This is a genomic window from Streptomyces sp. NPDC031049, assembly GCF_055571015.1.
Map to the genome: position 1 here is coordinate 24471 of NZ_JBVIGC010000001.1, position 25319 is coordinate 49789.

Sequence of the window (25319 nt, forward strand, 5' to 3'; positions counted from 1 at the left end):
GAGTAGTGGACGGGCGGGGGCGCCACCGGCTCCCCCGCCCGTCAGCGAGTGCTCAGTAGCACTCGTTGACGCCCTTGTGCAGCGACATCTTCAGACCGCTCAGCTTGAAGGTTCCGGCGGTGGTCGCCCACGCCGTCTGCTTCACGTCGGTCAGGACGACCGAGTCGGCCTGCTGCGCGAAACCGAAGGGGTTCGCCGTGTCGCCCTTCTGGATGCCCGGACCCTTGGCGGCGTCCTTCGCGGCAACACCGATGTCGATGTTGTTGAACGTGGCATCGGCCTCGAGCTTGGCGACGTCGATGTACAGGTTCTTGGCCTCGACCGGGGTCGAGCCCCCGCCCGCGTTCAGCTTCAGGCTGACCGTGCCGATCACCGGGATGTCCGGGGTGACCACGGACTGGCACAGGTTCTTGATCGTCGCGGACTTGAACGCCGAGACGGCGACGGGGTGAGCCGTCTTCTTGCCGTCCATGGTGTAGCCCTCGTCGACCGCACCGTACTGGACGAAGCCCTGGCCATTGAGCTGCGAGGTCGTGACCTTGAACGACTGTCCCGACACACTGAACGACGCGGCGAGCGCACCCTGGGCCAGGGCCACGCCTATCGCCGCCGTGGCGGCCACGCTGGGCACCATGACCACGGCGAACCGCTTCCATCTGGTCCCGCCACGCACCTGGGACTCCATATTTCCTCCTTCTCGGACGTACATCTCCTGGCGCCGGCTCTGCCTCGAAGTCGACGGCTCGGCCGGGCAGGGATGGGAGAAGTGCTACGTCCTCGGGAAGGAGAGCGCCCGCACTCGGCGGCGCGCACAACGCGCCCGAATCACCGGCGATCACCCCCGAGCGACAACCACTGGTCGCGCCTGACACGCATCACGCACAACCTTGCTGGACAGGCTTCGCCGGTCGGGCGAAGACCCCCCTGCCCAAGAGCCGGCGCCACTGCCGCCGACCCTGCTCGGTGGGGACCCAGGAACTCCCGCGACCCGATTGGCTGTCGGGGTACGGGAACGGACCGAGCGTCGCCGATCGTGGTGCATTCTCGCCGCCCGCACAAGGGGGTTCGTTACTCACTAGTAACGGCCGGATAACCACGGCACGACCGAGAGGTCCCGCCCGGGCACGCTCGGTGTCTCATGAGTGCGGGACAAAACTATTGATCGCTGGACAGAAACCGACACATCACCGGCGTCGACTTACTGGCAGTAACAGCGGCCGCGATTGCCAAGATTTGGCAAAGCGCGGCCGCATACGTCACTCAGGCCCCGTCAGAACAGGGCGCGCGCCAGGGCCCGGCGCGCCGCGACCACCCGCGGGTCCTCGGCGCCGACGACCTCGAACAGCTCCAGCAGCCGCACCCGCGCGGCCTCCCGGTCGTCGCCCGCCGTGCGCCCGACGGCGTCGATGAGCCGCCCGAAGGCGTCCTCGACGTGGCCGCCCACCAGCTCCAGGTCGGCGGCGGCGATCTGGGCCTGCACGTCGGCCGGCTTGTCGGCAGCGTCCCTGCGTACCCGCTGGGGGTCCATTCCCTGCACCCGCTGGAGCAACTCGGCCTGGGCCAGGCCGAGTTTGGCCTCGGTGTTGGCCGGGTCGTCGTTCAGCACGTTCTTGTACGCCTGCACGGCGCCGGCCAGGTCGCCCGCGTCCAGGGCCTGCACCGCGGCCTCCAGCGCCGCGTCGTGCGGTCCGGCCGGACGGGCGGGGGCCTGCTCGGCGGCGCCCGGCTCGGCCTCGGGGTCGACGGTCAGGCCGGTCAGACCGAAGCGCTGCTCGGCGACCTGGACGAGCTGGTCCAGGGTCCCCCGGATCTGCTCCTCGCCGGCGGCGCCCTGGAAGAGCGGCAGGGCCTGGCCGGCCACCACCGCGAAGACGGCCGGGATGCCCTGGATGCCGAACTGCTGCATCAGCATCTGATTGGCGTCGACGTCGATCTTGGCGAGCACGAAACGCCCGTTGTACTCGACGGCGAGCCGCTCCAGGACCGGGCTCAACTGCTTGCAGGGCTGGCACCACTCGGCCCAGAAGTCGATGACGACCGGGACCTCGGTGGAGCGCTGGAGGACATCGCGTTCGAAGCCGGCCTCATCGACGTCGATCACGAGGTCGGCCGGGGAGACGGCGCCCGTCCCGCCCTGCCGGGCCGCTTCGGCGCGCGCCTGCTCCGCCTTCGCCTTGGCCTCCTGGGCCGCCTTCACCGCGGCGAGGTCGACGACTCCGCTCATGGACATGTTCCGTGGCTGCATGCGTCTATCCTCCCCCGTCAGGCGCGCGTCTGTGAAAAGCGGGGCGAAAGGCCGCCCTGATGTGTGGCGTTCGGCGCCGGGTCCCCACCCCACGCCCTGTGGTCGTCGCCCGGGTGCGCCCGCACCCGTGCTTTCGCTACGAGTCGTAGCGTAATGGCACGGGGTGCCGGCGGTACACCGCCTCCGCGTGATCTCCCTCACGGCCGCGCGGGACCGGTCGGCCGCCGAACCCCCGGTTATGGTCGGGGAATGCAGAGCCGCTCCCCCGCCAGCCGCGCAGGTCACGCCGGTCGCGCGGGCCGCACCGGGCGCCCGCGCAGTGCCGCGGCCGACGCCGCGATCCTGGCCGCGACCCGGGCGGCACTGGTCGAGCTGGGCTGGTCCAAGCTCACCCTGTCCGACGTCGCGACGCGGGCGGGGGTTGCCAAGACGACGCTCTACCGGCGCTGGACGGGCAAGAACGAGCTGGTGGTCGACGCGGTGGCGGAGCTCTTCGACGAACTGGAACTTCCCGACCGCGGCTCCCTCGCCGCCGACATCGAGGGTGTGGTCCTTCAGTTCGCGGCGATCCTCGCCCGTCCGGAGGCGAGGAGCGGTCTGATGGCGGTGGTGGCGGAGTCCACCCGGGACGACGCGCTGCGCGAGCGCATCCGCGCGTCGATCGTGGAACGCCAGAAGCGGCTGGTCGTCCAGGGCCGGGCCCGCGCGCAGGCACGCGGGGAGCTGCCGCCCGAGACCGACGCCGCGGAGGCCGCCCGTACGGCGGACCTCATCTTCGACCTGGTGGCGGGCGCGGTGGTGCACCGCACGCTGGTGAGCGCGGAGCCGGCGGACGAGGACTGGGTGCGCGGCCTGACACGAGTACTCCTGCACGGCCTTACGGGGGCGGAGGGGTAGTCGCGGGGCGGGGGGTGCGGGGCGGGAGCGGGGGTGCGGGGCGGAAGCGGGGGTGCGGGGCGGAAGCGGGGGTGCGGGGCGGATGCGGGGGTGGGGGCGCGGATGCGTTGCCGGGTGCGGGGCGGCTTCGGCTGGGCGCGCGGTTCCCCGCGCCCCTGAGGGCACGCAGTCCGCTGCGTGCCCTCAGCCGCGGGCAGTCGTGCCTCCCCCAGTGCCTGAACGGCCTGGGAGGTACCCCCAGGGCGGCACGGGTGGGCGCGGCGGCACCCCGCTCGCGCGGGTGAGCCACACCCACCCGGCGCCGGCCTCCGGCACCGCCCCCGACGAACCGTCGTCAGAAGCCGGCCGGCTCCGTGTACACCCCCCACTCGTCCCGCAGCACCCCGCAGATCTCCCCCAGCGTCGCCTCGGCCCGCACGGCGTCCAGCATCGGCTCGATCATGTTGCCGCCGGAGCGGGCCGCGGCGAGCATGCCGTCCAGCGCCGACCGCACCGCCGCGTCGTCGCGGGCCGCCTTGCGCTCGCCCAGCACCCGCACCTGCTCGCGCTCCACCTCGTGGCTGACCCGCAGGATCTCCAGGTCACCGGTGACCGATCCGGTGTGGGCGTTGACGCCGACGACCTTCTTGTCGCCCTTCTCCAGCGCCTGCTGGTAGCGGAACGCCGACTCGGCGATCTCGCCGGTGAACCAGCCGTCCTCGATGCCGCGCAGGATGCCCGAGGTCATCGGCCCGATGGGGTGCTGCCCGTCGGGGTGGGCGCGCAGACCCCGTTCCTTGATCTGCTCGAAGATCTTCTCCGCGTCGGCCTCGATCCGGTCCGTGAGCTGCTCGACGAACCAGGAGCCGCCCAGCGGGTCGGCGACGTTGGCGACGCCGGTCTCCTCCATCAGCACCTGCTGGGTGCGCAGGGCGATCTCGGCCGCCTGCTCGCTCGGCAGCGCGAGGGTCTCGTCCAGGGCGTTGGTGTGCAGGGAGTTGGTCCCGCCGAGGACGGCGGCGAGCGCCTCCACCGCGGTGCGTACCACGTTGTTGTACGGCTGCTGGGCGGTCAGCGAGACGCCCGCGGTCTGCGTGTGGAAGCGCAGCCACTGCGCCTTCTCGCTCTTCGCCCCGTACACGTCCCGCATCCAGCGGGCCCAGATGCGGCGCGCCGCGCGGAACTTGGCGATCTCCTCGAAGAAGTCGACGTGCGCGTCGAAGAAGAAGGACAGGCCCGGGGCGAAGACGTCCACGTCCAGCCCGCGCGAGAGCCCCAGCTCCACGTACCCGAAGCCGTCCGCCAGGGTGTACGCCAGCTCCTGCGCGGCCGTCGCGCCCGCCTCGCGGATGTGGTAGCCGGAGACCGACAGGGGCTTGTACGCCGGGATGCCCGCCGCGCAGTACTCCATCAGGTCGCCGATCAGGCGCAGGTGCGGCTCGGGCTGGAAGAGCCACTCCTTCTGCGCGATGTACTCCTTGAAGATGTCGGTCTGGAGCGTGCCGTTGAGCACGGACGCGTCCACGCCCTGGCGTTCGGCGGCGACCAGGTACATGCAGAACACGGGCACGGCGGGCCCGCTGATCGTCATGGAGGTCGTCACGTCGCCGAGCGGGATGTCCTTGAACAGCACCTCCATGTCGGCGGCCGAGTCGATGGCCACACCGCAGTGCCCGACCTCGCCGAGCGAGCGCGGGTCGTCGGAGTCGCGGCCCATCAGGGTCGGCATGTCGAAGGCGACCGAGAGCCCGCCCCCGCCGTTGCGGAGGATCATCTTGTAGCGCTCGTTGGTCTGCTCGGCGTTGCCGAACCCGGCGAACTGCCGGATGGTCCACGTCCGCCCTCGGTAGCCGGTCGGATACAGCCCGCGGGTGAAGGGGTACTCGCCCGGCCAGCCGATCCGCTCGAATCCGTCGTACCTGTCCCCGGGCCGGGGCCCGTACACCGGCTCCACGGGATCGCCCGAAAGCGTGGTGAAGTCGGCGTCCCGCGTGCGCGCGGCGTCGTACCGGGCCTGCCAGCGGCGGCGGCCCTCCTCTATGGCGTCAGCGTCCATGCCTCCAAATTTACTAGGACGTCCAAGTAAATGTCGATGGCAGACCGCCGTACGGGTGTCCGCACGACGGTGACGGACGGGCGTCAGGCCTTGGCGACCGCCGGCTCGGGGCTTTCGATCCTGCCCTCCAGCTCACGGCTGATCCGGCGCTCCACGAAGAACGCGGCGGTCGGCACGGTGCCGGCCAGCAGGACCCAGAGCTGCTTCTTGACCGGCCACTTCGCCTTGGAGCCGAGATCGAAGGCGAAGATCAGGTACACCACGTACAGCCAGCCGTGCGCGATGCTGACCACCTGGGTGAAGTCGGCCGCGCCGCCCATCTTCAGGGCGTACTTGCCGATCATGCCGAAGGTCAGCGCGACGAGCAGCACACCGGTGACGTAGGCCAGGACCCGGTAGCGGGTCAGCACGCTCTTCTTCATGCCGTCGAGCCTAACCGGCCCTTCCCGGAGATCTTGGGCCGGGTCGGGTGCCGGGCGTCACTCCTCCTCGAAGTCCCCCGCCGCGATGCGCAGGGGGCGGAGCATCGCGAAGATCTCGCCGCACTCCTCGGCGTCGTAGACCCCGAGGCCGAAGTCCATCGCCATCAGGTCGCGGGTGGCCGCCTCGACCACCTCGCGGCCCTTGTCGGTGATGCTGGCGAGTGTGCCGCGCCCGTCGTTGGGGTTGGGGCGCTTGTCCACCAGGCCCGAGCGCACCAGCCGGTCGACGGTGTTCGTCACCGAGGTCGGATGCACCATGAGCCGCTCGCCGATCTTGGACATCGGCAGCTCGCCCGACTTGGAGAAGTTGAGCAGCACCAGCGCCTCGTACCGCGCGAACGTCAGCCCGTACGGCTTGACCACCGCGTCGACCTCGGCCAGCAGGATCTGGTGCGCCCGCATGATCGAGGTGATCGCGGCCATGGAGGGCACGCTGCCCCAGCGCTGCTTCCACAGTTCGTCGGCTCGGGCGATGGGATCGAAGGTGAGACTGAGGGGCTTCGGCACGTCACCAGACCTTACCGGCCGGTCATATGCCGGTCAGCCCTGTCTCGCCTTTCGGGCCACCGGGCTGATCGGGGCAGGGCAATGCCGAGTGTCGGCCGACCGATATGTCACGATCTGATACGGATCATCACTGACCGTCGTCTCCGCCCCAGGGAGCAGCATGTCCCGGCCGGTCCACACCCTCGCGGCCCTCACCGCCCTCGGCCTCACCCTCGGCTGCTCGTCCACGCCGGGCGTCGACGAGGCCTCCGTCGCCGGCCGTGCCTCGAAGCAGGCGGGCTCCGCGGCCTCCTCACCCTTCTGGGTCGACCCCGAGTCCCCCGCCGCCCGGCAGATCGAACAGTGGCGCCGCGAGGGCCGCGACCAGGACGCCGAGCTGCTGAAGCGGATCGCCGACCGGCCCGCCGCGCTCTGGCCGGCCGGCGAGGTCGACCCGGCCGCGCCGGTGCGCAGGGCGGTCCGCGGCGCCACCGCCGAGGGGAAGACGGCGTTGCTCGCGGCCTACAACATCCCGCACCGGGACTGCGGCCAGCACTCGGCCGGCGGGGCGGCGGGAGGCGACGCCTACCGGCAGTGGATCGACCGGTTCGCCGGCGCGATCGGCGACGCCAGGGCCCTGGTCGTCCTGGAGCCGGACGCCGTCGCCCACATCGTGGACGGCTGTACCCCCGGCGAGCTGCACGCCGAACGCGAGCGGCTGCTCGGCGAGGCGATCGCACGGCTGAAGCGGCAGCCGAACACCAAGGTCTACCTGGACGCGGGCAACCCGAGCTGGATCAAGGAGCCGGAGAAACTGGTCGAGCCGCTGCGGCGGGCCGGGGTGGCCAGCGCCGACGGGTTCGCGCTCAACGTCTCCAACTTCCAGACCGACGAGGAGACCACCGCGTACGGCAGGCGGCTGTCGCGGCACCTGGGCGGCAAGCACTTCGTGATCGACACCAGCCGCAACGGCAACGGCCCGCTGCCCGGCGTCTGGTGCAACCCGCCCGGCCGGGCCCTGGGCACCCCGCCGACCACCGACACCGGCGAGGAGCTCGTCGACGCCTACGTCTGGGTCAAGCGGCCCGGAGAGTCGGACGGCACCTGCGAGGGCGGCCCCGCAGCCGGGCGGTGGTGGCCGGAGTACGCCCTGGAGCTGGCGCGCAACTCCAGGGCGTAGACCGGGCTCCGTCGCCGCTCAGGTGACGTGGATCCACTTCGCCTTCGACGGGGTGCCACCGGCGTCCGTGACGAAGAGCATGTACCAGCCCGGCGGCACCAGGGTGGGGTCGTCCGGCACCTCGAAGGTGACCTGGCCGCCCTTCTTGGTGACGCCCAGCTCGATGGAGCGCTGCTCCACGTCCGTGGTGTGGGTGACCGCGCTGGGCCGCATCAGCCGGGCCGCGACGACGCGCTCGGGGTGGTCGGTGCGGAACGTCACCCGGTGGTCGGCGCCCAGCCGCTGCTTGCCGCCCTCCAGGACGGGCCGGTTCGCCGCGCCCCGGTGCAGGGACGGCGGGGTGAAGACCTCCATGCGCTGCTCGAAGTGGCCGAGCTTGGTGTTCTGCTGGTCGTCGAAAAGCGGGTCGGAGCCGAAGGTGGCGACCCGGCCGTCGGGCAGCAGCAGCGCCTCGGAGTGGTAGTTGCGGCCCACCGTGGGGGCGGCGGCCTCCCGGAAGGCGTTGGTCCGCGGGTCGTAGAACTGCGCCTTGAGGATGTTGCTGGCGCTGCGGCCCCGGTAGTCCTCGGAGCCGTTGGAGGTGAAGACCGTGTCGTCCGGCATGATCACGCTGTTCAGGTAGCGCGTGCCCTGCGGCAGGTCGGGGCCGTCCCGGAAGACCGGGCTGTCCTCCTTCAGGTCGACGACGGCCGTGCGCTCGGTCGACTTGCGCGACTCCCCGACGCCCCCGCCGCCGAGGACCATCACCCTCTGGTCCTGCGCGGGCGGCAGCAGAAGCGACGCGGAGGTCTCCAGCTGGTCCAGGTCCTTCAGGCCGGGCACCTCCTGGAAGGTGTTGGTCCTCAGGTCCCACAGCCCGGGGACGCGTCCCTTCTCCGCCGGACCGTAGCCGGCGTTGGCACCGGAGTAGAACAGCTTGCCGCCCTTGGTCAGGAACAGGGCGGGGTACGTCGGGAAGTACCGCTTGGGGCCCGGTGACCACTTCTTCGTCTTCGGGTCGTAGATCTCGTTGTCGCCGGGGTCGATGACGCCGACGTCGTCCAGTCCGGAGGCGGCGAGGATGCGGCCGTCCTCCAGGCCGACGAGGGTCGGGTACCAGCGGGCCTTGTCCATCGGCTCGACGGGGACGTACTTCTCGGCGACCGGGTCGAACTCGTAGGCGGCGCGGATGCCCTGGAAGTCCTGCTTCTCCAGGGTGATCTTCTCGGACAGGCCGTAGGTGTTGTCCGCGTCCTCGCCCGTGAGGCCGACGATCTCGTACTGGGCCTGGGTGTCGGTGACCGACAGCGGGCCCTCCTCGGCCGCCTCCACGAACACCCGGACCTCGCTGGCGGTGACCTTGGTCTTCCAGGGCTGCACGACACCGCGGGCGTCGCGGGTGACCTCGAAGGTGCGCTCGGCCTTCGGGAGGGTGACGTCGAACCTGGAGACGTACTCCACGCCGGCGGGCGAGCGGAAGCGGGTGCCCTTGGGGAGGAAGACCTCCTTGTCGGGGCTCTCGTTCTTCACCCGCATGCCGCCGCCGGCCCGTTCGACCTCCCCGTCGAGGAGTTCGTAGCGGGCGGTGCCGCCGGCCACCAGCAGACGGCCGTCGGGGAGCTGGGCGTGGCCGGAGCAGAAGAAGTCCTCCGGGGTCGGGACCTTCTTGAAGGTGTTCTTCTCCGGGTCCCACAGGACGGTGTCGAACTCCCCCGCGTCGAACTTCTTCTGCTCGTTCCCGGAGCCCGCCACGATCAGCACCTTGCCGGTGTGCAGGAGGGCGGCGTGGATGGCGTTGGTGCGGTACTCCTCCGGGATGTCGACCTGGCTCCAGGAGCCGTACTCCGCCTTGTACGCCGGCCGGGAGATCTTGTAGGCGTGGTACTTCTCGCCGGCGAAGTCGAGCGCGGCGGGGGCGTTGAGGCCGGCCAGGATCGCGATGCCGCCGATGCCCAGGACGGTCTTCCTCGTCTTGTTCGACGGCCTGGCGAACTTCGCCTTCCCGGGTTGCTGTGAGGGCTGGTCTGCCATGACCTAGTTGCCTCCTGTCGTGGGGCCGGAGACGGACGACGTGGCGCCGGTGGTCGCGAAGGCCGGCTCGGGCGCGGGCGCCGACGCGGTGTCCCGGGCGGAACGCGGTGCCGGGGCCTGGTCCGGTGCGTGGGCCGGGCGCTGCGCGCGGCGCTCCTGCCAGCGGGTGACGGCCCAGACGCCGACCGGGGCGAGGGAGATGGCCGTGGCGAGGAACGCCCAGGTGCGCATCGCGACGTGGGTGTGGTCGAGGAGGGCGGAGGCGGTCAGGGAGGTGATGAGCAGGGCCGCCCAGGACAGGTGGATGCGGAAGGTGAGCAGCCGGTCGGGGCTGGCGCCGTCGCCCTTGGGGGTCACGACGAAGCGGCTGGGGCGGCGCAGGAGCGCCTCGGTGAAGGACTTGAGGTAGATCGGGGCGGACAGGGCCGACATCGCCATGCCGGCCAGGCCGCCGGAGCCCTCGGGTTCGTGCGGGGAGACGTTGTGCCGGCGGTTCCAGAGGTAGAGGCCGATCTGGCAGGCGGCGGCGTCGCTGTAGAGCATCAGCCAGACGGAGGCGGCGACCTCGGTGCCGGAGGCGCCGAACCAGAGGAAGAGGAAGCAGCTGAGGATGCCGAGGAACCAGTTGACGGCCGTCATCGGGTAGTACACGAGCATGAGCGTGTACGACATCAGGCGGCCCGGGGGCATGCGCCAAGGGGCCTTCCAGTACTGCTTGATGAGGGTCTCGTAGGTGCCGCGGGACCAGCGCAGCTGCTGGGTGAAGAAGTCGGTCCAGGAGGCGGGGCCCTCGCCGACGGCGAGGACGTCCGGGGTGTAGACGGACTGCCAGTGGCGGCCGGTCGCCGGGTTGCGGTGGCGGTGGATCTCGAAGCCGGTGGCCATGTCCTCGGTGATGGAGTCGTACAGGCCGCCGACCTGGAGGACGGCGTCGATGCGGACGACGTTGTTGGTGCCGACGAACATGGGGGCGCGGTAGCGGTTGCCGGCCCGCTGGATGAGGGCGTGGAAGAGGAACTGCTGCGACTCGGCGGCCTTGGTGACGGGGTTGTGGTAGTTGCCGTACACCTGGGGGCCGACGACGAACGCGACGTCCGGGTCGCGGAAGTAACCGAGCATCCGCTCCAGGAAGTTGGGCAGCGGGACGTGGTCGGTGTCGACGGAGGCGAAGAAGTCGTAGTCGCCGCCGTGCATGGCGATCCAGGCGTTGTAGTTGCCGTGCTTGGTGCGGGCCTTGTGGACGCCGGTCTTCTGGTTCCACTCCGGTACGCCGTGGCGGGTGAAGTGGCGGACGCCGAGTTCGGCGCAGAGGGCCTTGGCCCCGGCGTCGTCGCCCTCGTCGAGGAGCCAGACGTCGAGGGTGCCGTCGTGGGTGATGCGGGTGGCGCCCTCGAGGGTGGCGCGGACCATCTCGAGGGGTTCCTTGCCCGGGACGTACGTCGTGAGGAAGGCGACGCGGGTGCCGGGTTCGGGGACGACGGGGACGGGGTCGCGGGCGACCATCGTGGCGTGGGCGACGGAGGCGACGTTGACGACCATGAACAGTTCGATCAGGCCGATCGATATCAGCATGGCGGTGTCGAGGGCGGTCAGCCAGCGGTCGGCGCCCTCGCGTTCGACCCAGTGGCCGGGCCAGACGAGGTAGGCCAGGAGAGCGCCGGTGAGCAGCGGCGCGAGGGTCATCAGGAGGACGGCTTTTATTCGGTTCGGCTGGCGGGAGAGCAGCGAGGTGTACTGCACCCGGTAGGCGTCGCCGTCCGGCTCCGTGAGCGGCCCGGCGAGTCGGCTGTGGGTGTCGTAGTCATAACCCTCCGGCTGCCGCACAGCGTCCTCCAGTGAGTGGGGGTGATCTGGAGTGATCTACATCTACCCACACACAAAAGGACATGTGAGGGCGTGTCGAGCGGGGAGGGTCCAGGCGGCTGACGGCCGCCGTCGGACCCGCCCCGCCCCGCCCGCTAGGCGGACAGGTGGCGCTCCACCGTCTCCACCTTCGACGTCAGCCCGTCCGTCACGCCGGGACGGATGTCCGCCTTGAGGACCACGGAGACCCGCGGCGCCCTCGCCTCGACCGCCGCCACCGCACGCTTCACCACGTCCATGACCTCGTCCCACTCCCCCTCCACGGACGTGAACATCGCGTCCGTACGGTTCGGCAGGCCCGACTCGCGGACCACCCGCACGGCGTCGGCGACGTACTCCCCCACGTCCTCGCCGACGCCCAGCGGTGTCACGGAGAACGCGACGATCATGCGTTGACGATCCCTTCGTTGCGGGCGCGGGAGGCGATCACCGCGTCCTCGGCCTCACGGCGCAGCATGCGGTCCGCGAAGAAGCCGCCGGCGGGCAGGACCGAGAGGACGAAGTAGAGGGCCGCCGTCTTCAGGGGCCACTTGGCCCGGTTCCACGCGTCCGCCCAGAAGATCACGTACACGACGAAGAGGAAGCCGTGGATCGCCCCCATCACCGGTACGGCGTTGAATTCCGTGGTCCGCTTCAGTACCGAGCAGACGAGCAGGAGCAGGAACGAGACCGCCTCGGGCGTCGAGACCAGACGGAGGCGGCGGAGGGAGCTGGCGGTCTTGAGGTCCACGGGTCACCTTCGGGTGGGAGAGACGTCGACGATCTTCTTGTGAACGTATGCACAAGGTGCCCGGCCATTGTGGCAAACGCCCCGGCACGCCCGACGCCGGGGGTCGACGGCACTGTCCGCCCGTCCGTGCGCCGGTTACCGTCTCAGCGTGGCGATGTTCCGACTTCAGAGCAGCAAAGTGCTCGCCGTCGAGATGACCGGGGACGCCGTGAAGGCGAAGAACGGCTCGATGGTCGCGTACGACGGCGAGATGGCCTTCAAGAAGCTGAGCGGCGGCGGTGACGGCCTGCGGGGCATGGTCACCCGGCGGCTCACCGGCGAGCAGATGACGGTCATGGAGGTGAAGGGGCGCGGGACCTGCTGGTTCGCGGACCGGGCGTCCGAGATCAACCTCGTGACCCTGAGGGGGGAGAAGTTGTACGTCGAGTCCAGCAATCTGCTGGCCGCCGACGGCGGGCTGCGCACGGGGACCGAGTTCACGGGGCTGCGCGGCGCCTCGCAGGGCAACGGGCTGTTCACGACGACCGTCGAGGGGCACGGACAGGTGGCGATCATGTCGGACGGGCCGGCGGTCGTGCTGCGCGTCGGCGCGCAGTACCCGCTGACCGTCGACCCGGGGGCGTACGTCGCGCACCAGGGGAACCTGCGGCAGTCCTTCCAGTCGGGTGTGACGTTCCGCACGCTGCTCGGGGAGGGCGGCGGGGAGGCCTTCCAGATCCGGTTCGAGGGCGACGGACTGGTCTACGTGCAGCCGAGCGAGCGGAACACCCTCGCGGGGGATGTGTGACATGGGGTTCCGTCAGATCAACTCGAAGATGGTCGAGGCGACCGTGGCGCCGGGACAGCGGCTGTTCAGCCAGCGCGGCGCGATGCTCGCGTACAAGGGCGAGGTGACCTTCACACCGAACATGGCCGGCGGCCAGGGCGGGATCATGTCGATGATCGGGCGGCGGGTCGCCGACGAGGACACGCCGCTGATGACGGTCGAGGGCGACGGCACGGTGCTGTTCGGGCACGGCGGTCACCACGTCCAGGTGATCGGCCTGTCCGGCGACACCCTGTACGTGGAGGCCGACCGGCTGCTGGCCTTCGAGGGGACCCTGGAGCAGGGGACGGTGTTCCTCGGCGCGCAGGGCGGGGTCATGGGCATGGTGCGGGGGCAGGTCAGCGGTCAGGGGCTGTTCACCACGAGTCTGAAGGGGCACGGGTCCGTGGCCGTGATGGCCCACGGAGGCATCTTCGAGGTCCCGATCACCCCGCAGCGTCCGGTGCACGTCGACCCGCAGGCGTACGTCGCCCACCACGGCGACGTACGGAACCGGCTGTCCACGGCGCTGGGGTGGCGGGACATGGTGGGACGCGGGTCGGGTGAGGCGTTCCAGCTGGAGCTGAGCGGCAGCGGTGCGGTCTACGTCCAGGCCTCGGAGGAGAAGCTGTGAGCACGATCTGGGACCCGTCGACGCTGCCCTCGGACGACAACGTCGACGACTACACCTTCTGCGTGGAACTCAAGGGGAGCCAGTGGTTCCTCCAGAAGGGGAAGATGATCGCCTACTACGGCTCGATCGAGTTCAACGGCATCGGGCACGGCCGGCTGGACCGTCTGGTGCGCACGTCGTTCCATTCGCCTCTGCACGCGAGCGACTGGGTCGTGGCCGAGGGCTCGGGGAAGATGCTCCTGGCCGACCGGGCCTTCGATGTGAACTCGTACGACCTGGAAGACGGCAACCTGACCATTCGCTCCGGCAATCTGCTCGCTTTTCAGCCAAGTCTGAACCTGAAGCAATCGATCGTGCCGGGTTTTCTGACCCTGATCGGAACCGGAAGGTTCGTGGCCGCGTCAAACGGTCCGGTGGTGTTCATGGAACCCCCGATCCGGGTCGACCCGCAGGCCCTGGTCGGGTGGGCGGACTGCCCCTCGCCGTGCCATCACTACGACCATGGGTACATGGCCGGCGTACTGGGCGGTCTACGTGCGATGACGGGCCTCGGCGGGGCCTCCGGGGAGGAGCACCAGTTCCAGTTCGTGGGCGCCGGGACGGTGCTCCTGCAGTCCAGCGAGACGCTGATGCCCGAGCAGGCCACGGGCGTCACCCCGCAGCAGCCGGGCGTGCCCGGCGGCGGGGCCCCCGGCCCGCACGGGGCCCCGGGCGGCGGACCGCGTCTTCCCGGACAGCTGGGAGACCTCCAGCGCCGCTTCGGGCTGTGAGCGGTAATCTGCGGAGTGTGACGTCGAACGCGTGCGCACCGCCACAGGACCACTCTCACTAGTTCACCTTTCAACTTCTTAGGTAGACTTCATACATGGAGACCGAGACGGCCACCCGCTGGCTGACCGATACGGAGCAGTGTGCCTGGCGCACCCACCTGGAGGTCAACAAACTGTTGACGTACCAGCTCGAGAAGGACCTGCAGCCGTTCGGCCTGACCATGAACGACTACGAGATCCTGGTGAACCTCTCCGAGTCCGAGGACGTCAGGATGCGGATGAGCGACCTCGCATCCGCCACCCTCCAGTCCAAGAGCCGCCTCTCCCACCAGATCACGCGCATGGAGAACGCGAACCTCGTCCGGCGGGAGAACTGCGAGTCCGACCGGCGCGGGCTGTACGCCGTGCTGACCGAGCACGGCATGGAGACCATGCGGAAGGTCGCGCCGCACCATGTGGCGTCCGTCCGGCGGCACTTCATCGACCTGCTCTCCCCCGAGGCCCTGCGCGACCTCGACAAGGCGCTCAAGCCCATCGCCGAGCACCTGCGGGGCCAGCGCGGGCGCCTGTGACCGCCGGCCTCACCCCTCCGGCAGGCGGAGCTCGAACAGGGCACCGCCTGCCGGCGCGTCCCGCACCGTGAGGCTCCCGCCGTGGCGTACGGCGACGTCGCGGGCGATGGCGAGCCCCAGCCCGGCCCCGCCGTCGTCCCGGCTGCGGGCGGCGTCCAGCCGGACGAACCGCTCGAAGATCCGCTCCCGGTCCTCGGCCGGCACCCCGTCCCCGTCGTCGGCGACCCCGACGACGGCCTGCCCGCTCTCCCGCCGCACGGACACCTCCACCGCGGACCGCGCGTGCCGCTGGGCGTTGTCCAGCAGATTGGCCAGCACCCGGCCCAGCTGCCCGCGCGATCCCGCCACCGTCACACCGTCCTCGGCCCGCACGCCCACCCCGGTCCGCCCCTCGGCCTCCTCCCGGGCGAGCGCGCCGAGGTCGACACGCGCGTCCGCCGGCCGCTCCCCCGCGTCCAGCCGGGCGAGCAGCAGCAGGTCGGCGGCGAGCCGCTGGAGCCGTACGGTGTCCTCGACGGCACCGTCCAGGTCCAGCAGTTCCGGGTGTGCGGCGCCCACCTCCAGCTGGGTCCGCAGGCTGGCGATCGGGCTGCGCAGCTCGTGCGAGGCGTCGGCGACGAACCGCCGCTGCCGCTCCACGGAGGACTCCAGCGCGGCCAGTGTCTGATTGGTGGTCAGCGCCAGCCGGGCGATCTCGTCGTAGGTGGCGGGCACGGGGACGCGGCGGGCGAGGTCCTCGGAGGCGGTGATCGCCGCCATCTCCCGGCGGATGCCCTCCACGGGGCGCAGCGCCCGTCCGGTGACCCCCCAGGTCACACCGCCGACGACGCCGAGCAGCAGCGGGAAGCCGATCAGCATGGCGCTCAGCGCGGTGCTGACGGCGCCGTGCTCGGCGGACAGCGGGGCGCCGGCGTACACGGTGAGCGTGCCCCGGTCGTGGGTCTCGACGGGCACGGCGGCGAAGCGGTAGTCCTCCGTGTCGCCGTCGATGGTCGCCGACCCGTCGCTGACCGCCGCCAGCCCCCCGATCTCGCCGGGTTCCAGGCCCTCGCCGGAATCGTCGTCGTCATCGTCGTCCTCGCGGGCCCCCGCCCCGGGCTCCGGCCGCACCGCCGACGTCCCGGTGCCGCTGATCCGCTCCAGATCTTCACTGGCGGCCACCAGAGCGCCGTCCTCGTCGACGACCTGCACCGGCCGGTCGTCGACGTCCAGCGAGAGCCGGTCGTACGGCGTCCCGGCGGCGAGTTCGGCGGCGACCTCCCGCGCGGAGCGCTCGGCGGAGGTGCCGGCCTCGCCGAGCAGGTTCGACCGCAGGGACAGCAGGACGGCGGCGCCCGCGGCGACCAGCGCGACGGCGACCACCAGGGTCGCCGCGAGCGTCGCCCGGGCCCGCACCGAACCGAGGAGGCGTCTCATCGCTGCGCCTCCAGCCGGTACCCGGCGCCGCGCACCGTCCGGATCAGCCCGGGCCGCAGCTTGCGCCGCAGCGCGCTCACGTACACCTCGACGATGTTGGGGTCGCCGTCGTAGGCGAAGTCCCACGCGTGCTCCAGGATCTCCCCTTTGGACACCACCTCGCCGGCCCGCCGCACCAGCTCCTCCAGGACGGCGAACTCCTTGGCGGTGAGCGTCACCTCGTCCTCGCCGAGGAACACCCGGCGGGCGGCGGTGTCGACCTTCAGGTCCCCGAGCACCCGCACCGGGGAGGCGCCCCCGCCCGATCCCCTCCTGCGCAGCAGCGCCTTGACCCGGGCCACCAGGACCACGTACGAGAAGGGCTTGGTCAGGTAGTCGTCGGCGCCGGTGTCCAGGCCCTCCGCCTCGTCGTACTCCCCGTCCTTGGCGGTGAGCATCAGGATCGGCACGTCGTGCCCGGCCGCGCGCAGCGCACCGCACACGCGGTAGCCGTTCATCCCCGGCAGCATGATGTCGAGGATCACCAGGTCGTACGCCCCCTCCCCGGCCCGGTGCAGCCCCTCCCGGCCGTCATGGACGACGTCCACGGCGTATCCCTCGGCGGTCAGTCCCCGGGCCAGGGACAGGGCCAGCCGCTTCTCGTCCTCCACGATCAACAGGCGCATGGGTCAAGGGTGGCAAAGCAAGCCTGAAGACTTCTTCAGGCGGCTTCAGCTCCGCCTCAGCGTCGGTCGGCGACAGTGAACGCGTCGAAACCGAACCGACTCGGGAGGAACCTCCATGAAGCGCAACATCGTCATCGCCGCCGTCACCGCCGCCGCGCTGATCGGGGGTGGCACGGCCACGGCCCTGGCGGTGAGCGGGGACGAGGACGACACGGCCGGCACGTCGGCGGCGGCGCGGGCGTCGGACGACGACACCGGGGGCGACGACGACGGCGACGACGACTCGTCCGACCGCTCCCGTGCGGCCTCCGCCGAGGTGAGCGCGGCCGAGGCCATCGCCGCGGCGCTGCGCCACACGCCGGGGACGGCGGTGTCGGCCGACCTGGAGGACGACGACGATGACCGGCCCGCGTGGGAGGTGGACGTCCTCTCCTCCAACGACACCTGGCGCACCGTCCACATCGACCCGGCCGGCGGCAAGGTGCTGGGCTCGGAGAAGGAGGACGACGACGCGGACGACGCCGCGGAGGCGCGGTCGGCCCTGAAGGACGCGTCGGTCACGGCGGAGGAGGCGGCGAAGGCGGCGGCTGCCAAGGGCACGGTGACGTCGGTGGACCTGGACGACGACGCCCCGGGCTCCTGGGACGTCGAGACCGCCCACTCCGACCAGGACTGGCAGGTCGACCTGAAGACGTCCAAGATCACCCCGGCGGACGACGACGACTGACCTGGGCGGGGTGCCCGGCGATTTCCAGGTGACCGGCGTCGTGCCTGGCGTCGGGGCGTTGCGCAGCCCGGCGAAACGGGGTGCCGCCCGCGCCCGCCCTTCCCCACTCTCGGCTTCGCTCGAGCGGGGGGGACCCCCATCGCCCCAGCGGCACGACTGCCCGCGGATTGCGGGCGCGCGCCCGCGGCTGGGCGGCATGGCTCGCCCGGTGGGCGGGCACCGCCCCGGCGGAGCGACTGCCCGCGGGTTTGCGGCAGCCGCGCGCGGCGCGCAAGCGGCGACCGGCCGGGGCGCTACCCGCAGACGCGTATGGCGCGCAACCAGGCACGGGCATGGGCGCTACCCGCAGACGCGTACGGCGGGGAGGGGTCGTGTCGGGGGGTCTCCGCCCGCAGCGGTTGTCGCGTCAACACGGTCCACCCCCGTAGAAGACCGATTCCGCGACGTTCCGAGGACGGAGACCCCCCGGCGCGGCCCCGTACCACCCACCGGACCCAAGGCGCTACGCGCACCCCCACCCCACCCGCACAGGCGCCGCAGGCATCCACCCACCACCCCGCACCCCACACACCACGCGAACCCGACACACCCCAGGCGCCGCAGGCATCACACGGACCCCCCCCCCGCCCCCGCCCAGGCCGGTTCAGGACTGGGTGAGGCCCGTTACCAGTTCGTCCGCCGCACGGTAGGGGTCCAGTTCGCCGGCCACGATGCGCTCCGCCAGCGCGCCGAGGCGCCGGTCCCCGTGGAGGTCGCCGATCCGCTCCCGCAGCGTCGTCACCGCGATCGTCTCCACCTCGCGCGCAGCCCGCGCCAGCCGCCGCTCCGCCAGAACCCCCCGCTCCTCCATCCAGGCCCGGTGCTTCTCCAGCGCCTCGACGACCTCGTCGACGCCCTCGCCCCGCGCCGCCACCGTCTTCACGATCGGCGGCCGCCAGTCCCCCGGCCGCCGCGCCTCCCCCAGCCCCAGCATGTGGTTCAGCTCGCGCGCCGTCGCATCGGCCCCGTCCCGGTCGGCCTTGTTCACGACGTACACGTCACCGATCTCCAGGATCCCGGCCTTCGCCGCCTGGATCCCGTCCCCCATGCCGGGCGCCAGCAGCACCACCGACGTGTCGGCCTGCGAGGCGATCTCCACCTCCGACTGCCCGACGCCGACCGTCTCGACCAGGATCACGTCGCAGCCGGCCGCGTCCAGCACCCGGATCGCCTGGGGGGCAGCCCACGCCAGCCCGCCCAGGTGACCGCGCGTGGCCATCGAGCGGATGTACACGCCGGGGTCGGAGGCGTGCTCCGACATCCGCACCCGGTCGCCCAGCAGCGCACCGCCCGAGAACGGCGACGACGGGTCCACGGCCAGCACCCCGACCCGCCGCCCCTGCCGGCGGTACGCCGTGACCAGCGCCGACGTGGACGTCGACTTGCCGACACCCGGCGACCCGGTCAGCCCCACGACGTACGCCCCGCCGGTCAGCGGCGCCAGCGCCGCCATGACCTCCCGCAGCTGCGAGGACGCCCCCTCCACCAGCGAGATCAGCCGGGCCACGGCCCGCGGCCGGCCTTCCCTGGCCTGGGCCACCAGCGTGGAGACGTCCTGCATCACAGCTCCGTTCAGCTCACCCGGCCCCCGCGAGGACCGGCAAGGACCAGTAAGAACTCGTTACCCGCCGTCAGGCCTTCGGCACGCGCACGATCAGCGCGTCACCCTGCCCGCCGCCGCCGCACAGCGCCGCCGCGCCGACCCCGCCGCCGCGCCGCTTCAGCTCCAGCGCCAGGTGCAGCACCAGCCGCGCGCCGGACATGCCGATCGGGTGCCCCAGGGCGATGGCGCCGCCGTTCACGTTCACCTTTTCGGTGGACACGCCGAGGTCCTTCATGGACTGCACGGCGACGGCGGCGAACGCCTCGTTGATCTCGATCAGGTCGAGATCGGAGACCTCCAGGCCCTCCTTCTTCAGCGCGTGCCGGATGGCGTTCGACGGCTGCGACTGCAAAGAGTTGTCCGGCCCGGCCACGTTCCCGTGGGCGCCGATCTCGGCGATCCACTCCAGCCCCAGCTCCTGCGCCTTGGCCTTGCTCATGACCACGACGGCCGCCGCACCGTCGGAGATCTGCGAGGACGACCCGGCGGTGATGGTGCCGTCCTTGGAGAAGGCCGGACGCAGCTTGCCGAGCGACTCCGCGGTCGTGTCCGCGCGGATGCCCTCGTCCTTGGCGAACAGCACCGGGTCGCCCTTGCGCTGGGGAATCTCCACCGGCGTGATCTCGGCCTCGAAGATCCCGTTCTTCTGCGCGGCGGCGGCCCGCTGGTGGGAGAGCGCGGCCACCTCGTCCTGCTCGGCCCGGCCCAGCCCGAGCCGGACGTTGTGCTTCTCGGTGGACTCGCCCATGGCGATGCCCTCGAAGGAGTCGGTCAGCCCGTCGTGCGCCATGGCGTCGAGCATCTGGACCGCGCCGTACTTGAAGCCCTCGCGGGACTTCGGCAGCAGGTGCGGGGCGTTGGTCATGGACTCCTGGCCGCCGGCGACGACCACGTCGAACTCACCCGCGCGGATCAGCTGGTCGGCCAGCGCGATGGCGTCGAGCCCGGACAGGCACACCTTGTTGATCGTCAGCGCCGGCACGTTCATCGGGATGCCGGCCTTGACCGCGGCCTGCCGCGCCGGGATCTGCCCGGCCCCGGCCTGGAGCACCTGCCCCATGATCACGTACTGCACCTGGTCGCCGCCGATCCCCGCACGGTCGAGGGCGGCCTTGATCGCGAAGCCACCGAGGTCGGCCCCGGAGAAGGACTTCAGCGACCCGAGCAGCCGCCCCATCGGGGTGCGGGCACCCGCGACGATGACGGAGGTCGTGCCGTTCGTCCCAGAAGTTCCAGAAGACATGAGCTGCGATCCCCTTACCGGCCTGCACAGCCGAGGAGTGAACGAGGGTTTACTTCGAATGTACTGAGCGGTCGGCCACCACGTCACCGGGCCGTCGGTGTGATCGCGCGCACGTTGCGTAACCACCTCGGTAGCGCTGCACTGAAAACATGCTGACGCGAATCGACCACATCGGAATCGCCTGTCATGACCTCGACGCAACCGTCGAGTTCTACCGGGCCACCTACGGCTTCGAGGTCTTCCACACCGAGGTCAACGAGGAGCAGGGCGTCCGCGAGGCCATGCTCAAGATCAACGACACCTCGGACGGCAGCTCCTCCTACCTCCAGCTCCTGGAACCGACCCGCCAGGACTCCACGGTCGCGAAGTGGCTCGCCAAGAACGGCGAGGGCGTCCACCACATCGCCTTCGGTACGGCGGACGTGGACGGCGACGCCGCCGCGATCAAGGGCAAGGGCGTACGCGTGCTGTACGACGAGCCCCGGCGCGGTTCGATGGGGTCGCGGATCACCTTCCTGCACCCCAAGGACTGCCATGGCGTCCTGACAGAACTCGTCACTTCGGCGCCCGTTGAGTCACCTGAGCACTGACCCTCGTACATAAGGGCCGGTAGGGTTGGGTGCGGTCGCCGCTCAGTCCAGGGTGACCGGGTCCTGTCGTCCGGCCTGCGCCGTCCACGCGCCGTCCGGCGGACAGGACCACCGGGGTCCGGGTTTCGGGGGACGAGCGCCGGGGCAGCAGCCCATGCTCCGTCGTTGATCTGACACCATTCCCCGGGGGCCCCGTTCGGCGGACGGACGGAGCTCGTTCGGGCAGAGTTGCGACCAGGGGACGGATGGGACCGCGCAGTGCGGGGCTACGAGAGCCAGGAGCGAGAGCCGGCGGCTGACGTCGACCACCTCTCTCGGTTCGAAGCCGAGATGAAGCGGCTGAAGACCGAGCGGGAAAAGGCGATCCAGCACGCCGAGGACCTCGGCTACCAGGTCGAGGTGCTGCGGGCCAAGCTGCACGAGGCACGGCGCACCATCATGTCCCGGCCCGCCTACGACGGCGGCGACATCGGCTACCAGGCCGAACAGCTGCTGCGCAACGCGCAGATGCAGGCCGACCAGCTGCGCGCGGACGCCGAACGGGAGCTGAGCCAGGCCCGCGCGCAGACCCAGCGCATCCTCCAGGAGCACGCCGAGCAGGCGGCCCGCCTCCAGGCGGAGCTGCACCAGGAGGCGGTGACCCGGCGCCAGCAGCTCGACCAGGAGCTGGCCGAGCGCCGGCAGACCGTCGAGTCGCACGTCAACGAGAACGTGGCCTGGGCGGAGCAGCTGCGCGCCCGCACCGAGCAGCAGGCCCGCCGGCTGCTGGAGGAGTCCCGCGCCGAGGCCGAGCAGGCCATGGCCGCGGCCCGCGCGGAGGCCGAGCGGCTGACCACCGAGGCCCGCCAGCGGCTGCAGAGCGAGGCCGAGAGCGCCCGCGCCGAGGCCGAGCAGCTCCTGCGCCGCGCCCGCGCCGACGCCGAGCGTCTGCTGAACGCCGCCTCCAGCCAGGCCCAGGAGGCCACCGACCACGCCGAGCAGCTGCGCACCTCCACCGCCACCGAGTCGGAGGAGGCCCGCCGCCGCGCCCAGGAGCTGAGCCGCGCCGCCGAGCAGCGCATGGCCGAGGCCGAGGAGGCGCTGCGCAAGGCGCAGTCGGAGGCCGAGAAGCTGGTCGCCGAGGCCAAGGAGAGCGCCGCCAAAACCCTCGCCGGCGCCGAGTCCGCCAACGAGCTGCGCACGCGGACGGCGAAGGAGCAGGTCGCCCGGCTGGTCGGTGAGGCCACCAAGGAGGCCGAGGCGACCAAGGCCGAGGCCGAGCAGCTGGTCGCCGACGCCCGCGCCGAGGCCGAGAAGATCGTCGCCGAGGCGGCCGAGAAGGCGCGCGCGGTCACCGCCGAGGAGTCGGCCACCCAGCTGTCGAAGGCGGCGAAGACCGCCGAGGACGTGCTGAACAAGGCGTCCGAGGAGGCCAAGAGGACCACCAAGGCCGCCGCCGAGGAGGCCGAGCGGATCCGCCGCGAGGCCGAGGCCGAGGCCGACCGGCTGCGCGGCGAGGCGCACGACATCGCCGAGCAGCTCAAGGGCGCGGCGAAGGACGACACCAAGGAGTACCGCGCCAAGACGGTCGAGCTCCAGGAGGAGGCCCGCCGGCTGCGCGGCGAGGCCGAGCAGCTGCGCGCGGACGCGGTCGAGGAGGGCGAGAAGATCCGCGCCGAGGCCCGCAAGGAGGCCGTGGCGCAGATCGAGGAGGCGGCGAAGTCCGCCGAGGAGCTGCTGGCCAAGGCCAAGGCGGACGCCGACGAGCTGCGGCAGACCGCGACGGCGGACAGCGAGAAGGTCCGCACCGAGGCCATCGAGCGGGCGACGACGCTGCGCCGGCAGGCCGAGGAGACCCTGGAGCGCACCCGCGCGGAGGCCGAGCGGCACCGCGCGGAGATCGTCGAGCAGGCCGAGGCGCTCCAGGCGGACGCCGAGCGCGCCGCCCGTGAGCTGCGCGAGGAGACCGAGCGCGCGGTCGCGGCCCGCAAGGCGGAGGCCGCCGAGGAGCTGGCCCGGCTCCAGACGGAGGCGGAGGAGCGCCGCAGCGCCGCCGAGCAGGCGCTGGAGGAGGCCCGCGAGGAGGCCGGGCGGATCCGCCGCGAGGCCTCCGAGGAGGCGGAGCGGCTGCGCACCGAGGCCGCCGAGCGGATCCGGACACTCCGGCAGCAGGCCGAGGAGGAGGCCGAGCGGCTGCGCACCGAGGCCGCCTCGGACGCCTCCGCCTCCCGCGCGGAGGGCGAGGCCGTCGCCGTACGCCTGCGGTCGGAGGCGGCGAGCGAGGCGGAGCGGCTGAAGTCGGAGGCGCAGGAGAGCGCCGACCGGGTGCGGGCGGAGGCCCAGGCCGCCGCCGAGCGGATCGCCGCCGAGGCGTCGGAGACGCTGGCCGCCGCACAGGAGGAGGCCGCCCGCCGCCGCCGCGAGGCCGAGGAACTCCTCGGCGCCGCCCGGCAGGAGGCCGACCAGGAGCGCGAGCGGGCCCGCGAGCAGAGCGAGGAGCTGCTCGCCTCGGCGCGCACCCGGGTGGAGGAGGCGCAGGCCGAGGCCACCCGGCTGGTGGAGGAGGCCGACCGGCGGGCCACCGAGATGGTGTCGGCCGCCGAGCAGCACGCGACGCAGGTGCGGGAGTCGGTCGCCGGACTGCACGAGCAGGCGCAGGAGGAGATCGCCGGGCTGCGCAGCGCCGCCGAGCACGCGGCGGAGCGCACCCGGCGCGAGGCCGAGGAGGAGGCCGACCGGGTCCGCGCCGACGCCTATGCGGAGCGGGAGCGGGCGAGCGAGGACGCCACCCGGCTGCGGCGCGAGGCGCAGGAGGAGACCGAGGCCGCCAAGACGCTCGCCGAGCGGACGGTGTCCGAGGCGATCACGGAGGCGGAGCGCATCCGCTCCGAGGTGGCCGAGCACGCCCAGCGGGTGCGCACCGAGGCGTCGGACACCATCGCCGAGGCCGAGCAGAACGCCTCGCGCACCCGGGCGGACGCCCGCGAGGACGCCAACCGGATCCGCTCCGACGCGGCGACGCAGGCGGACACGCTCATCACCGAGGCGCGTGCCGAGGCGGAGCGGCTGACGACTCGGACGGCGGCCGAGACGGAGCGGCTGCGCACCGAGACGGCGGAGGAGGCCGAGCGGGTCCGCACGGAGGCGGCCACGGAGGCCGAGCGGACGCGGGCGGAGGCCACCGCCCGCGCGGAGCGGCTGGTCGCGGACGCCACCGAGGAGGCGGAGCGGCTGCGCGCCGAGGCCGCCGAGACGGTCGGCTCGGCGCAGCAGCACGCCGAGCGGGTCCGCGCCGAGGCCGAGCGGGTCAAGGCCGAGGCCGCGGCGGAGGCCGAGCGGCTGTCGACGGCGGCCCGCGAGGAGGCCGAGCGCACCCTCGACGAGGCCCGCAAGGACGCCAACAAGCGGCGTTCGGAGGCGGCCGAGCAGGTCGACAAGCTCATCACGGAGACCACGGCCGAGGCCGACAAGCTGCTCACGGAGGCGCAGCAGCAGGCGCAGAAGGCCACCGCGGACGCGGAGGCGCAGGCCGACACGATGGTCGGCGCGGCCCGCAAGGAGGCCGAGCGGATCGTCTCCGAGGCGACCGTCGAGGGCAACTCCCGGGTGGAGAAGGCCCGTACGGACGCGGACGAGCTGCTGGTCGGCGCGCGCCGGGACGCGACCGCCATAAGGGAGCGTGCGGAGGAGCTGCGCGACCGCCTCACCAGCGAGATCGAGGAGCTGCACGAGCGGGCCCGCAGGGAGGCCGCGGAGACCATGAAGTCGGCCGGCGACCGGTGCGACGCGTTGGTCAAGGCGGCAGAGGAGCAGCTGGCCAAGGCGGAGGCGAAGGCCAAGGAGATCGTGTCCGAGGCCAACTCCGAGGCGGGCAAGGTGCGCATCGCCGCCGTGAAGAAGGCCGAGGGGCTGCTGAAGGAGGCCGAGCAGAAGAAGGCCGCGCTGGTCAAGGAGGCCGAGGAGCTGAAGGCCGAGGCGGTCCGCGAGGCGCGGCGCACGGTCGAGGAGGGCAAGCGCGAGCTGGAGGTCCTGGTGCGGCGCCGCGAGGACATCAACGCCGAGATCTCCCGGGTCCAGGACGTGCTGGAGGCGCTGGAGTCGTTCGAGGCGCCGGCCGCCGGCAAGGACAGCGGGGTCAAGGCCGGCGCGACGGTGGGAGCCCCTCGTTCGGGTGGCAAGTCGTCAGAGGGGTAGCGCCCGGGGCCGATTGCGTGTCTCCTTGAGGCCTTTGACCAAGTCTTTGGCAAGCCGTCCGCCGGTTAGCCACTCAAAAGGGGTGTCATTCTCCAGATCAAACACGCATCCGCTCGATGACACGCCGTCTTGGCCCCTAGGATTCCACTATCAC

General features: G+C 71.8%; 22 protein-coding genes. 9 read left to right on the forward strand and 13 right to left on the reverse strand.

Translation table 11 applies throughout. The annotated features are described in order from the left end of the window. Positions 1 to 52: 52 nt before the first annotated feature. On the reverse strand, positions 53 to 685 hold the full coding sequence (locus ACZ45Q_RS00100; RefSeq protein WP_468253507.1) for a DUF6230 family protein: 633 nt from the start codon (positions 683 to 685) through the stop codon (positions 53 to 55). Positions 686 to 1270: 585 nt separating this feature from the next. Next, the gene (locus tag ACZ45Q_RS00105; protein WP_468253508.1) at positions 1271 to 2245 is read right to left on the reverse strand and encodes a tetratricopeptide repeat protein; all 975 of its coding nucleotides are present in this window, start codon (positions 2243 to 2245) and stop codon (positions 1271 to 1273) included. A gap of 249 nt (positions 2246 to 2494) precedes the next feature. On the opposite strand from ACZ45Q_RS00105, the gene ACZ45Q_RS00110 reads away from it, so the two are divergent. Next, a complete protein-coding gene (locus tag ACZ45Q_RS00110) occupies positions 2495 to 3142 on the forward strand; it encodes a TetR/AcrR family transcriptional regulator (RefSeq protein ID WP_468253509.1) in 648 nt (215 codons plus the stop codon). Positions 3143 to 3476: 334 nt separating this feature from the next. Here the strand turns inward: ACZ45Q_RS00110 and ACZ45Q_RS00115 are convergent, their stop codons facing one another. The 3 genes from ACZ45Q_RS00115 to ACZ45Q_RS00125 all read right to left on the reverse strand — a co-directional run bounded on the left by ACZ45Q_RS00115 (position 3477) and on the right by ACZ45Q_RS00125 (position 6166). Then, positions 3477 to 5177 (reverse strand): acyl-CoA mutase large subunit family protein, encoded by a 1701-nt coding sequence (locus ACZ45Q_RS00115; RefSeq protein WP_468253510.1) that lies wholly within the window; start codon positions 5175 to 5177, stop codon positions 3477 to 3479. 83 nt (positions 5178 to 5260) lie between these two features. Then, positions 5261 to 5599, reverse strand: coding sequence for a DUF3817 domain-containing protein (locus ACZ45Q_RS00120; protein WP_468253511.1), 339 nt, complete (start codon positions 5597 to 5599; stop codon positions 5261 to 5263). Between the two features lie 57 nt (positions 5600 to 5656). Then, positions 5657 to 6166 carry a MarR family winged helix-turn-helix transcriptional regulator gene (locus ACZ45Q_RS00125; RefSeq protein ID WP_468253512.1) on the reverse strand — a complete coding sequence of 170 codons (510 nt, stop codon included), beginning with the start codon at positions 6164 to 6166 and terminating at the stop codon, positions 5657 to 5659. Positions 6167 to 6326: 160 nt separating this feature from the next. On the opposite strand from ACZ45Q_RS00125, the gene ACZ45Q_RS00130 reads away from it, so the two are divergent. Beyond that, positions 6327 to 7325: a glycoside hydrolase family 6 protein gene (locus ACZ45Q_RS00130; protein ID WP_468253513.1), complete on the forward strand. Its 999-nt coding sequence runs from the start codon at positions 6327 to 6329 to the stop codon at positions 7323 to 7325. Between the two features lie 18 nt (positions 7326 to 7343). Here ACZ45Q_RS00130 and glxA read toward each other — a convergent pair whose 3' ends face one another. From glxA to ACZ45Q_RS00150, 4 genes are all read right to left on the reverse strand, one after another. After that, positions 7344 to 9335, reverse strand: a complete 1992-nt coding sequence (gene glxA / locus ACZ45Q_RS00135) for a radical copper oxidase GlxA (RefSeq protein WP_468253514.1) — start codon at positions 9333 to 9335, stop codon at positions 7344 to 7346. Between the two features lie 3 nt (positions 9336 to 9338). Then, positions 9339 to 11159: a glycosyltransferase family 2 protein gene (locus tag ACZ45Q_RS00140; RefSeq protein WP_468253515.1), complete on the reverse strand. Its 1821-nt coding sequence runs from the start codon at positions 11157 to 11159 to the stop codon at positions 9339 to 9341. Between the two features lie 134 nt (positions 11160 to 11293). After that, positions 11294 to 11587 carry an MTH1187 family thiamine-binding protein gene (locus ACZ45Q_RS00145; protein WP_054233191.1) on the reverse strand — a complete coding sequence of 98 codons (294 nt, stop codon included), beginning with the start codon at positions 11585 to 11587 and terminating at the stop codon, positions 11294 to 11296. After that, the gene (locus ACZ45Q_RS00150; protein ID WP_468253516.1) at positions 11584 to 11928 is read right to left on the reverse strand and encodes a DUF3817 domain-containing protein; all 345 of its coding nucleotides are present in this window, start codon (positions 11926 to 11928) and stop codon (positions 11584 to 11586) included. Before ACZ45Q_RS00150 ends, ACZ45Q_RS00145 begins: the two co-directional genes overlap by 4 nt. A gap of 154 nt (positions 11929 to 12082) precedes the next feature. Between ACZ45Q_RS00150 and ACZ45Q_RS00155 the strand changes: the two genes are divergently transcribed. The 4 genes from ACZ45Q_RS00155 to ACZ45Q_RS00170 all read left to right on the forward strand — a co-directional run bounded on the left by ACZ45Q_RS00155 (position 12083) and on the right by ACZ45Q_RS00170 (position 14709). Continuing rightward, entirely contained in the window at positions 12083 to 12715 is a 633-nt protein-coding gene (locus ACZ45Q_RS00155) for an AIM24 family protein (RefSeq protein ID WP_468254254.1), read from the forward strand. Position 12716: 1 nt separating this feature from the next. Continuing rightward, positions 12717 to 13367 (forward strand): AIM24 family protein, encoded by a 651-nt coding sequence (locus ACZ45Q_RS00160; RefSeq protein ID WP_468253517.1) that lies wholly within the window; start codon positions 12717 to 12719, stop codon positions 13365 to 13367. Then, a complete protein-coding gene (locus tag ACZ45Q_RS00165; protein ID WP_468253518.1) occupies positions 13364 to 14137 on the forward strand; it encodes an AIM24 family protein in 774 nt (257 codons plus the stop codon). Before ACZ45Q_RS00160 ends, ACZ45Q_RS00165 begins: the two co-directional genes overlap by 4 nt. A 95-nt stretch (positions 14138 to 14232) precedes the next feature. Further along, entirely contained in the window at positions 14233 to 14709 is a 477-nt protein-coding gene (locus ACZ45Q_RS00170) for a MarR family winged helix-turn-helix transcriptional regulator (RefSeq protein ID WP_468253519.1), read from the forward strand. Between the two features lie 9 nt (positions 14710 to 14718). On the opposite strand, the gene ACZ45Q_RS00175 is transcribed toward ACZ45Q_RS00170, so the two are convergent. Continuing rightward, complete coding sequence (locus ACZ45Q_RS00175; RefSeq protein WP_468253520.1) at positions 14719 to 16125, reverse strand: sensor histidine kinase; 1407 nt, start codon at positions 16123 to 16125, stop codon at positions 14719 to 14721. After that, positions 16122 to 16790 (reverse strand): response regulator transcription factor, encoded by a 669-nt coding sequence (locus ACZ45Q_RS00180; RefSeq protein WP_468253521.1) that lies wholly within the window; start codon positions 16788 to 16790, stop codon positions 16122 to 16124. The genes ACZ45Q_RS00175 and ACZ45Q_RS00180 overlap by 4 nt, the downstream gene beginning before the upstream one ends. A gap of 115 nt (positions 16791 to 16905) precedes the next feature. Here ACZ45Q_RS00180 and ACZ45Q_RS00185 point away from each other — a divergent pair, with 115 nt between their 5' ends. Next, on the forward strand, positions 16906 to 17517 hold the full coding sequence (locus tag ACZ45Q_RS00185; protein ID WP_468253522.1) for a PepSY domain-containing protein: 612 nt from the start codon (positions 16906 to 16908) through the stop codon (positions 17515 to 17517). Positions 17518 to 18160: 643 nt separating this feature from the next. Here the strand turns inward: ACZ45Q_RS00185 and meaB are convergent. Beyond that, a complete protein-coding gene (gene meaB / locus ACZ45Q_RS00190) occupies positions 18161 to 19117 on the reverse strand; it encodes a methylmalonyl Co-A mutase-associated GTPase MeaB (RefSeq protein ID WP_468253523.1) in 957 nt (318 codons plus the stop codon). Positions 19118 to 19187: 70 nt separating this feature from the next. Continuing rightward, a complete protein-coding gene (locus ACZ45Q_RS00195; RefSeq protein ID WP_468253524.1) occupies positions 19188 to 20402 on the reverse strand; it encodes an acetyl-CoA C-acetyltransferase in 1215 nt (404 codons plus the stop codon). 149 nt (positions 20403 to 20551) lie between these two features. On the opposite strand from ACZ45Q_RS00195, the gene mce reads away from it, so the two are divergent. Together mce and scy are read left to right on the forward strand one after the other, a co-directional pair. Next, positions 20552 to 20992 (forward strand): methylmalonyl-CoA epimerase, encoded by a 441-nt coding sequence (gene mce, locus ACZ45Q_RS00200; RefSeq protein ID WP_468253525.1) that lies wholly within the window; start codon positions 20552 to 20554, stop codon positions 20990 to 20992. A 258-nt stretch (positions 20993 to 21250) separates the two neighbouring features. Next, a complete protein-coding gene (gene scy / locus ACZ45Q_RS00205; RefSeq protein ID WP_468253526.1) occupies positions 21251 to 25165 on the forward strand; it encodes a polarized growth protein Scy in 3915 nt (1304 codons plus the stop codon). Positions 25166 to 25319 lie beyond the last annotated feature (154 nt).